8 protein-coding genes are annotated in these 10,352 nt (G+C 66.5%); 3 read left to right on the top strand and 5 right to left on the bottom strand.

Translation table 11 applies throughout. From position 1 onward, the window contains the following. From SX243_22625 to topA, 3 genes are all read right to left on the bottom strand, one after another. The coding region (locus SX243_22625; protein ID MDY7095780.1) for a hypothetical protein at positions 1-1,638 on the bottom strand (1,638 nt) is incomplete at its 3' end. Positions 1,639-2,010: 372 nt separating this feature from the next. Further along, positions 2,011-2,505 (bottom strand): peroxiredoxin, encoded by a 495-nt coding sequence (locus SX243_22620; protein ID MDY7095779.1) that lies wholly within the window; start codon positions 2,503-2,505, stop codon positions 2,011-2,013. A 118-nt stretch (positions 2,506-2,623) separates the two neighbouring features. Continuing rightward, positions 2,624-5,326, bottom strand: coding sequence for a type I DNA topoisomerase (gene topA, locus SX243_22615; GenBank protein ID MDY7095778.1), 2,703 nt, complete (start codon positions 5,324-5,326; stop codon positions 2,624-2,626). 407 nt (positions 5,327-5,733) lie between these two features. Here topA and SX243_22610 point away from each other — a divergent pair, with 407 nt between their 5' ends. Together SX243_22610 and SX243_22605 are read left to right on the top strand one after the other, a co-directional pair. After that, entirely contained in the window at positions 5,734-6,195 is a 462-nt protein-coding gene (locus SX243_22610; GenBank protein MDY7095777.1) for a peroxiredoxin, read from the top strand. Between the two features lie 5 nt (positions 6,196-6,200). Further along, positions 6,201-6,734: a MogA/MoaB family molybdenum cofactor biosynthesis protein gene (locus tag SX243_22605; GenBank protein ID MDY7095776.1), complete on the top strand. Its 534-nt coding sequence runs from the start codon at positions 6,201-6,203 to the stop codon at positions 6,732-6,734. Positions 6,735-6,737: 3 nt separating this feature from the next. On the opposite strand, the gene SX243_22600 is transcribed toward SX243_22605, so the two are convergent. Beyond that, the gene (locus tag SX243_22600; GenBank protein ID MDY7095775.1) at positions 6,738-8,270 is read right to left on the bottom strand and encodes an Hsp70 family protein; all 1,533 of its coding nucleotides are present in this window, start codon (positions 8,268-8,270) and stop codon (positions 6,738-6,740) included. Positions 8,271-8,596: 326 nt separating this feature from the next. Between SX243_22600 and nhaA the strand changes: the two genes are divergently transcribed. Further along, positions 8,597-9,877: a Na+/H+ antiporter NhaA gene (gene nhaA, locus SX243_22595; GenBank protein MDY7095774.1), complete on the top strand. Its 1,281-nt coding sequence runs from the start codon at positions 8,597-8,599 to the stop codon at positions 9,875-9,877. Between the two features lie 79 nt (positions 9,878-9,956). Here the strand turns inward: nhaA and pgi are convergent. Beyond that, the coding region (pgi, locus tag SX243_22590; protein ID MDY7095773.1) for a glucose-6-phosphate isomerase at positions 9,957-10,352 on the bottom strand (396 nt) is incomplete at its 5' end.

Raw genomic sequence — 10,352 nt, 5'->3', positions numbered from 1 at the left:
CTTGGCGCGGATGGAGAAGCCTTCCGCCATGCGCCAACGCACGATGGTCTGGAACAGGCGCTCGCCGGTGTCGGCGCGGGAGCTGACGATCTTGAAGCGCTTGTTCTCCGCCAGGGTGATGGAGTTGGGATTGAAGCGGAAGCGCACGCGGTAGAAGTCCTCCCCATCCGGCGTCTCGTCGGTGAGGAAGGCGCGGTCGTTGCTGGCATCCAGACCGATCTCCAACCCCGTCTCGCCGCGGTCGGCGGCGGCGGCGTTGTAGCTGGTGGTACCGCCCAGGAGGGTTTCGTTATCCCACAGGGAAGCGTCACCGGTCTCCAGATTGTCGAAGAAGATCAGATCGTCTGCGGGCAGCGTCCACACTTCGCGGTCTCCGCCGGAGTCGACGGCGCTGAAGTAGAGCAGCGAGCCGGCCACCGCGAAATCTTCCGGAGAGGAGGAGGCTGCCCCCGGATTCAGATCGAGAACCGGGCCGGTACCCAAGGCGGTGCCGTCGGTGGCCCACGGCTCGAGCCCCTCCGCCGAGCTCCAGCCGGCGAAGTAGAAGCGGCCGTCGAACTCCACGGCAGGCTGGCGCGGGATGTTGTTGGCGGCGAGCTGCTCAAAGGTGTAGACCGGCACAGTGCCCCCCGGGGTGCCGTCCGTGGACCACAGCTGACTGTCGGCCCCGTCGTAGGCGATGAACCACATCTTGCCGTCGTATTCACCGAGCAGACGCGGCACAAAGCCTCCCGCCGACGGGTTGACGTCGATGAGCATCTGGGTCCCCGCGGGGGTGCCGTCGGTCACCCACGGCTCGTAACCGTGGACGGAGTCGTCAATGACGAAGAAGACTTTCCCCACCGCCTCGGTGAAGTCGAGACCCCCGGGAAGGGTGGTGAAGAAGGGGTAGATGTTCCCGAGCATGACGGTACCCGCCGCGGTGCCGTCGGTCACCCAAGGCTCGCGGCCGAAGGGGTGAACGCTGGCGTGGAAGAAGACCTTGCCCAAAGCAGGGAACATATCCTCGGGTTGCGAACCGAACATGCCAGGCTCGAGGTCGGCGACGAGGGAGGTCCCCGCCGGCGTCCCGTCGCTGATCCACAGCTCCGGACCCTCGTCATCGCTGTAGGCTGAAAAGACCGCCGAGGAGCCGAGGGGAGCGAAATCCAAAGGATTCGAGCCTAGGTTCCCGGAACGAATGTCGAGCAGCAGGTTGGTGCCGGCGGGGGTGCCGTTGCTCACCCAGGGCTCGCGGCCGTCGGGGAATTTGTTGAGGTTGAAGAAGAGCTCGCCGCCTACGTAAATCATGTCCTCGAGGGCTCCGCCGGCCATGTCGGTGACCCGCACCGTACCGTCCAGGGTCCCGTCAGCGCGGTAAAGCTCCGTGCCGCCGCCGACGCGCCGCGCGGCGATGTAGACGAAGGGACCGACGGGCACCAGGTTCTCCGGCATCGTGGAGTCGTTAAAGTCCCCCAGCCCACCGGCGAGCAGCCGCGTCCCGGCCTCGGTGCCGTCGGTGACGAAGAAGCCGATCTTGGTGGACGAGTCGACGGCTCGGAAGAACATGTCGTCCCCCCGCGGCGTGAAGTCCCGGGGATCGACCACGACCGGCGAGCCGAGAAGCTCTTCTCCGCCGGCAACTACCGCCTCGACCACCGCCGTGGGATCGAACGAAGCCGAGACGTTCGCCGTGAGCCCCTGATTGTCGATCGAGTATGGCTGCGCGACAGCCTGCGGTCCCGGAAGCATCAGCCAAGCCACTGCGCAAAGCAGCGCGAGGGCGGTCACGGCCCTGCCAGATAGAGCGCTGCCATAGGTTCCAAATCCAAAATGCATTTCATCTCCTTCCCGGTCGTACCGGCTGAGAGGTAATGGCCCAAGAGTTCAGGATAAACCTGCCCTCAGTCTAACCGAAAGCGATTTTGGATGATTGGGCTTTGTGATCGATGCAAAGAGGCAAAACCTCAAATCCGGTACGATCTCTCGGACGATCGTGCGCGGACTTCTCGAGCGCCGGCCAGGAGCTTCTTACTGGAGCTTGTCGAGCTCCGCCACCACCGCATCGGCGCTGCTGGCGCGCACCTCGGGACCGGTCTCGACCCCCAGGTAGAGCACCTTGCCATCGTCGACGATGGCAGCGTAGCGCCGCGAGCGCTCGCCCATCTTGAAGGCGCTAGCGTCCATCTCCAGGCCCAGGGCGCGGGTGAAGTCGCCGTTGCCGTCCGCCAGCATGAGGATGCGGTCACCGACTTCGGTGGCCTTGCCCCAGGCGTCCATGACAAAGGTGTCGTTCACCGCGACGCACACGATGGAGTCGACACCGCGGCTGCGAATCGCTTCCGCCTGTTCGAGAAAGCCGGGAAGGTGGCGGTCGTTGCAGGTGGGGGTGAAGGCGCCGGGCACGGCGAAGAGGACTACCTTCTTGCCGGTGAAGATAGCCTCGGTGCTCAGAGTGCTGGGACCGTCGGGGGTCATGACGCCGAGCTCGGCGGCGGGGATGGATTCTCCGATTTGAATGGTCATGTCGAGACCTCCTTGAAAGCGCAAGAACGAGAAATCTGGATGATCCGCAGGAACGGCGCCGCGGGCGACCAGCGGTGCCCGCCCTTGGACAACGACACGCTATCCCTGCAGGGTGGAACTATTTCGACTTTTTGGCGGCGGTTTTGCGACTGGTGGTCTTTTTCTTCGCAGCCTTCTTCTTCGTACCGCCCTTTTTGCCCGCAGCCTTCTTGGCTCCACCCCGGCGCCGCTTGGGGGCCTTGCCCCGCTCCGCCAGGATGCGCTCCGCTTCCTCCCGGGTCAGGGCCTGAGGATCGGCACCCTTGGACAGCGAGGCGTTGAGCTCGCCGTTGGTGATGTACGGACCGTAGCGGCCGTCGAGGAGCTGAATGGTGTTGCCGGCGTCGTCCTTGCCGAAGTCTTGGAGCACCGTGCGGGTGGCCCGCCGGCCGCGGGTCTTGGGCTGGGCCAGGAGCTCCAGGGCGCGCTCGAGAGTCACCGCGTAGACGTCGTCGTTCTCGGTCAGCGAGCGGGTGTCGTCCCCGCGCTTGATGAACGGACCGTAACGACCGGAGGCGGCGACCACCTCCACGCCGTCGGGATCCTCCCCCAGAGTGCGGGGCAGGGACAGCCATTTGAGCGCCGCCTTCAGCGTTACCTCCTCCGGGCTCACGCCCTTGGGCAGAGAGGCGCGCTTGGGCTTGGGCTGCTTGGAGCCGCGCTCCGGCGTCTCCCCCAGCTGCACGTAGGGCCCGAAGCGGCCGGAAGCCAGGTACACGGGCTTGCCGGTGTCCGGATCCTCGCCCAGGGATTGGGCCCCCTTCTTGGACTGCTCGAGCATCTCCACGGCCTTCTCGATGGTCAGGTCCGCCGGCGCCAGGTCGTCCGGCAGCGAGGCGGAGACGCGCTCGCCGTCCTTGGACTCGGTCTGCAGATAGGGGCCGAAGCGGCCGACCTTGACCACCACCGCATTGCCGGTCCCGGGGTGGCTGCCGATCTCCACCGCGGGGTAGTCGATCTCCGGCTGCTCGCGGGCGATCTGCCCTTCGAGGCCTGGCTGCTCCGGGCCGTCGCCGAAGTAGAACTGTTGGAGGTGAGCCTTCCAATCGAGGCTGCCGCCGGCGATGTCGTCCAGCTGCTGCTCCATGCGCGCCGTGAAGTCGGTGTCGACATAGTCGGCGAAGTGGGACTCCAGCAGCTTGGTGACGGCGAAGGCGGTGAAGGTGGGCACCAACGCATTGCTCTTCTTCACCACGTAGCCGCGGTTCTGGATGGTGTCCATGATGGTGGCGTAGGTGGACGGCCGGCCGATGCCCTCGGCCTCCAGCTTCTTGACCAGGCTGGCCTCGGTGTAGCGCGCCGGCGGCTGGGTCTCGTGGCCCTTGGGCTCCACCGAGCGGGGATTGCAGCGATCGCCGCGGTCGAGCTCCGGCAGCACCACCTCGCGGTCGGCGATCTCCGCCGCCGGGTCGTCAGAGCCTTCGACGTAGGCGCGCAGAAAACCGGGGAATTGCACCGCCATGCCGGTGGCGGTGAACAGGCCGTCGCCGTCGGCGCCGGCGGCGGTGATCTCCACCGAAGTGCGCAGCAGCCGGGCGTCGGCCATCTGGCTCGCCAGGGTGCGCTTCCAGATCAGCTCGTAGAGACGCTGCTCGTCGCGATTCAGGTAGCGGCTGACCTGTTCCGGCGAGCGCGAGAGCTCGGTGGGGCGAATGGCCTCGTGAGCCTCCTGAGCGCCCTTGGCCTTGGTGGCGTAACGCCGGGGGCCGTCGGTGTATTGGTCACCGTAGCGATCCTTGATCACCCCCACGGCATCCTTCAAAGCTTTCTCCGACAGAGTGGTGGAGTCGGTCCGCATGTAGGTAATGAGACCCACCCGGTCACCGCCGGTGTCGATGCCCTCGTACAGCCGCTGGGCCACCCGCATGGTGTGGCGGGCGGAAAAGCGCAGCTTGCGGTTGGCCTCCTGCTGCAGCGACGAGGTGGTGAAGGGCGGCGCCGGGCGGCGCTTCTGGGGCTTCTTCTCCACCGAGGTGACGGTAAACGGGGTCTCCCAGCCGTCGATGAGCGCCTGGGCCTCTTCCTCGGTGCGGATCCACAGCCCCCGGGCGCCTTTCTTGAGCTCACCGGTGTCGGGGTCGAAGTCCTGGCCGCTGGCGACCTTCTGGCCGTCCACCTTGGACAGCCGGGCGGTGTAGTGCACGGCATCCTTGACGAATTCCGCCTCGACGTCCCAATAGGTCGCCGAGCGGAAGCTCTGGCGCTCGCGCTCCCGCAGCACGCACAGGCGCACCGCCACGCTCTGGACGCGGCCGGCGGACAGGCCCGTGCGCACCTTCTTCCACAGCACCGGCGACAGCTGGTAGCCGTAGAGGCGGTCCACGATGCGGCGGCTCTCCTGCGCCCGCACCAGGTTCTCGTCGATCTCCCGGGGCTTGGCGAGGGCCGCCTTGATGGCGTCGTCGGTGATCTCGTGGAAGGCGATGCGGCGCACCGGCACCTTGGGCTTGAGCACCTCCACCACGTGCCAGCTGATGCTCTCGCCCTCGCGGTCTTCATCTGTAGCCAGCAGCAGCTCGTCGGCTCCCTTGAGAGCCTGGCGCAGGCGGGTGATGTATTTCTTCTTGTCCTGGGGTACGACGTAGAGAGGCGCGAAGTCCTCTCCCACGTTGACCCCCAGCCGCGCCCAGGATTCCTTCTTGACCTTCTCGGGAATCTGATCGGCACTCTCCGGAAGATCCCGCACGTGACCGTAGCTGGCCTCCACGGAGTAGTCCTTGCCGAGGATTCGAGAGATGGTCTTCGCCTTCGCCGGCGATTCCACGATGACCAATGACGTCATAAATACCTACCCTGCCCTATCGAGCCGATCCTGAGAACCCTTGGATAAGACCGCCGGACCGGCGGGTCTGCCGAACCCTGAAATCCACCGAGGAAACGGGCCCGAGCCGTGCTGCGTTTCGGAAGAAGCCACCCGATGAACCGCCCCAAGGAAGGGACCCTGGGAACGAGATGGGAAGCCGGGATGGCGCTGGCTTCGGCCGCTGGCGCCGAAATCTTCGGCGCCAAGAGACCATACAGCATGGTCAAAAAGCCCGCCTCCGTCAACTACAGGTACACCGAGGCCGTGTCCTGGGTTGCATCCGCTCAGGCCTCGGCACAGGTAGCGCCAAGATCTCAGGAGAGCTAGTCTCAAGCTTGTACGCAGCCTCGACGGCGAGGCTGAGAACCCAAATAGAGGAGACTTCGATGATTCAAGAGGGCGACCAGTTTCCCCCCTTCCAACTTCCCGACGAGAACGGCAAAGAGCGCTCCCTGAAGGATTTGACCGGTGACACCGGCCTGGTGCTCTACGTCTATCCCAAGGACAACACTCCGGGTTGCACCGTCGAGGCCCAGGATTTCCGCGACCAGCTGGAGACTTTCCGGCAGCACGGCTACGCGGTGGCGGGTATCTCCAAGGATTCCGCCAAATCCCACTGCAATTTCATCGACAAATACGACCTGACCTTCCCCCTGCTCACCGACGCCGACGCCGAGCTGCTGAGCCAGATCGGCGCCTTCGGGGAGAAGAAGAACTACGGCCGGGTCTACCAGGGCATCATCCGCAGCACCTTCCTGGTCGCCGCCGACGGCACCCTGCAGAAGGCCTACCGCAACGTCCGCGCCAAGGGCCACGTGGAGCGGGTACTGCGGGACCTGGAGGGCTGAGGCTGGTGAGCGATTCCGTCCAGGAACCCTCGAATTCTGTCGAAGAACACCGCGCCGCCGCCAGCGGACGCATCGTCCGCTGCGCGGTGCTCACGGTGAGCGACACCCGCACCGAGGAGACCGACGAGGGCGGCGCGTCGATTCGCCAGGCGCTCCAGGACGCCGGTCATCGGGTGGTGGCTTCCGACCTAGTGCCCGACGATCCTGCCCGCATCCGCCCGTGCCTCGAAGCCTGGCTCGCGCAGCCGGAGCTCGAAGCCATCGTCCTCACCGGTGGCACCGGCGTCTCGCGGCGGGACGTGACGGTGGAGGTGGTGGAAGGTCTCGTGGATCAGCCCCTGCCGGGCTTCGGAGAGCTCTTCCGCATGCTCAGCTGGCAACAGGTGGGCAGCGCCGCCCTACTGAGCCGCGCCACCGCCGGCCTCGCCGGCGACACCTTCCTCTTCGCTTTGCCGGGGTCGGTGAAGGCGGTGCGGTTGGCGATGGAGGAGCTGATTCTGCCGGAGCTGCGGCATTTGGTGGAGCAGCGACGGGGGTAGGGGTCAGCGCAATCGATACGTGCGGCGGTAGCCGTGGGTGGTGTTGCTCAGGGTGACCTGGAGCACGCCGTGGGCGTCGCAGGCGTATTGTTCCTCGATCATCAGATCGTCGGGCAGATCCAGGGGCTCGATGGAGAGATTCCGGAGATTCTGGACCTCCCGCAGGCGGGGATCGAAGGGGAAGTGAATCTCCGCCCAGGGGGTCAGGCCGCCCCGGGGCTGGCCGTGGTCGTCGAGCTCGGTGCACTCGAGATAGCGGAAATGACCGATGGTGTGCACCGGGCGATAGCGGCGCTTGAAGACCAGCGCCGGCTCGTCGGCGGCGGGGAGCGGCGCGCCCTTGGGGAAGATGGCGTCGAAGGCCACCTCGCGGCCGTCCCGGGCCTCGCGCCAGACGCCGAAATGGCGGCCGAAGCGCTCCCGTAGCGTGTAGTCCGTGGCGCCGTCGGCGGTGATGGCGAGGCCGATGGCGGTGGCGAAGCGGGCGTGGGGGGAGCGGCGCACCCGGTGGCCCCAGAACTCCCGCAGCCGGCGCCCCACCAGCGGCAGGTCGCTGGCGCCGCCCACCAGGTAGACCCCGGCGAGCTGATCCCAGGAGGTCCCTCCGGCTTCTTCGCCGCGGGCCACCGCCGATTCCACCGCCTGCACCGTGCGCTCCATCAGCGGCGCGCAGCGTTCCTCCAGCGCCTCCACCGACACCGTCACCTCGCCGGCCCCCGGCAGCGCCGGTTCCAACTCCACCATCACCTTGCGGGTGTTGGGGTGCAGGCCCTCCTTGCGCTCCCGGCACTCCTCCAAGAGCACCAGCCGCTGCGCCGGGGTGAGCTCCTCCGGCTCCGGCTGCTGGGCTTCCTCCAGGGCCAGGCGCAGCAGCTGGTCGTCGAAGTCGTCGCCGCCGAGGCGGGGTACGCCCTCGTTGGCGAGGATCTCGTGGTGGCGGCCAGCGATGCGGATGATGGAGGCGTCGAAGGTGCCGCCGCCGAAGTCGTAGACCAGCAGATGCTCCTTGCGCCGCCGGCCGCTCTTGGTGGTGTGCCGGTGGCCGTATTCGATGCCCGCGGCGGAGGGCTCGTTGATCATCCCCAGCACCTCGAAGCCGGCCTGGCGGAAGGCTTCCAGGGTGACGAAGCGTTGGCCGCTGGCGGCGTTGGCGGGCACCGCGATCATCGCCTCCAGAGTCTCGTCCTCGTCCGCCCCCAGATTCGAGCCGAAGAGCAGATCCCGGCGCAGGCAGTCGAGGTAGCGGCCGAGAAGGTGGATGACGTGCCAGCGGCGGCCGCCCACCTCGAGCATGGTCTCGGGGCCGGCGTCCACCAGCAGTCGCTTGAGGGAGCGCAGGACCGTCCAGCCGCCATGGAAGCGCAGCGCCGCCGCCGACCAGCCGGCCTCCACCTGGTCCCCCCGCACCGCCAGCAGCGACGGATACCAGGGCTGCTCCCCGTCCCCGCCGGTGTCGAAGCTCACCACCGGGTAATTGCCCCGATCCACCGCTGACACCACGGTGCGCGTCGTGCCGAAATCGATCCCCAAACGCATCTTCGTCTCCTCCCGAGCCTTCCCGCAGATCCAAGAGCGGCCCGGCGAGTCATTGTACCGATGCGGAAGCCTTCCTCGGCCCCGGGACACCCCTGCGGCAAAACAGTCTTGTTGTAAAACGCTTTTGTTGCGCGCCGCGGAAGGACACGACGAGGGTCGCCGGCAAGGTCGGAGTCCCGATCAAAGGAGACGGCTGATTTGATCGAGAAAAAGAGCGATCCTTCAGCAGTTGGCCTGGGAGGGCTAACAGCCCACCTGCTTCGGTAACGCTCGCGATAAGATCTCGCCTCGATGATCGGAAGACCGAGGGCTACAGGGGGAAAATCATGGTGTTGACCAAAGCGAAGCGGTTGCTTTCGCCATTCCAATCCTTTGTTCGCAGCGAGAGTGCGAGCGGCATCCTGCTGGTGATCACGGCAGCGGTCGCCTTCGCCTGGGCCAATTCCCCCTGGCACGAGGCCTACGAGCATCTGAAGGAGCTGTCGGTGAGCGTGGGTTTTGGGGATTGGGGACTGGACAAGCACCTGATCCACTGGGTCAACGACGGCCTGATGGCCCTCTTCTTCCTCTTCGTGGGCCTGGAGATCAAGCGCGAGCTGCTGGTGGGCGAGCTGAGCAACCGGCGCGCGGCGGCGCTGCCCATCGCGGCGGCCCTCGGCGGCATCGTGGTGCCGGCGATGATCTATGCGGCGGTCAATTGGGGCGGTGCGGGCATCGGCGGCTGGGGCATTCCCATGGCCACGGACATCGCCTTCGCTCTGGGCATCATGAGCCTGCTGGGGGATCGGGTGCCTATCGCCCTCAAGGTCTTTCTCACCGCCCTGGCCATCGTCGACGATCTGGCGGCGGTACTGGTCATCGCGGTCTTCTACACCGAAGGGATGCTGTGGAGCTATCTGCTCATCTCCCTCGGTTTGTGGGCTGCCGCCCTGGTCTACGCCCGCCTCGGTGGCCACCAGCTGCGGGTCTTCGCGATCCTGGGCATCGTGATGTGGTATTTCATGCTCAAATCCGGTGTCCACGCCACGGTAGCCGGCGTGCTGCTGGCCATGGCCATCCCCATGCGTCGCCAGATGACGCCCCAGCAGGTCAAGGAGAGCCTGGCCGAGCTCTTCCTGAAGAAGGATTTCGAGCACGAGGAAGTGGAGATGGAGCACCTGGAGGGCCTGGTGCAGAAAGCCCAGAGCCCGCTCCACGAGCTGGAGCACGACATGGCACCGCTGGTGGCCTATGTGATCATGCCCGTCTTCGCTCTCTTCAACGCCGGCTTCACCCTCTCGGCGGACGCCTCCCTGGCCGCGCCCATCTCCCTCGGTGCCTTCCTCGGCCTGCTGCTGGGCAAGCCCATCGGGGTCGCCGGCGCCGCCTGGCTGGCGGTGCGCACGGGAGCCGGCGCGCTCCCCAGCCGGGTCTCCTTCCGCGGCATCCTCGGCGCTGGATTCTTGGCGGGCATCGGCTTCACCATGTCCCTATTCATCGCCGCCCTGGGCTTCGGCGGCGGCGCCGAGTTGGACCAGGCGAAGCTCGGTGTGCTGGCCGCTTCGGTGGTTTCGGCGTTCTTGGGCCTGGCGGTGCTGACCTGGGCCTATCCGAAGAAGGCCCCGTAAGAAACCCAGTAAGTCTCGTTCCCTCGCTCCAGCGTGGGAACCCGGGGAGACGCTCCAGCGTCATGGGCGGGGGGGCTTGTCAGGAAGAGCTATACACCGCCGCGAACGGATCCTCCCCCGCCTCTTTCTCCACCCGCCCGTTGGCCGCCAGCCCTTCGAGGAGGTGGAAAACGGTCTCCACGGCGTCGGGCTCGCCCAAAGCGGTGGCGATTTGCTCCGCAGTTTGGGGGGCGGTGGCGGTCTCCAGGCGATGCACCACCTGCTGCTGAAGCGCCAATACCCCTGCCGCGGCACGTTTCCCCGCTTCCACCCCGGGCTGGTGGTAGGCGTTGATGCCCACCAGCGAAGCGTAGAAGCCTACGGCGCGTTCGTAGAGAGCGATAAGGATGCCCAAAGTGCGGGCGTCGAGACGGTCGACGGTGACGGTCATGGATTGCCGGCCACCCTCCCGCAGCGCCTCACGGGTACCCAGGAG

The sequence above is a fragment of the Acidobacteriota bacterium genome, assembly GCA_034211275.1.
GTDB lineage: Bacteria > Acidobacteriota > Thermoanaerobaculia > Multivoradales > JAHZIX01 > JAGQSE01.
Note: the sequence above shows the minus strand (reverse complement) of the source record. Positions and strands in the feature narration are given on the sequence as shown.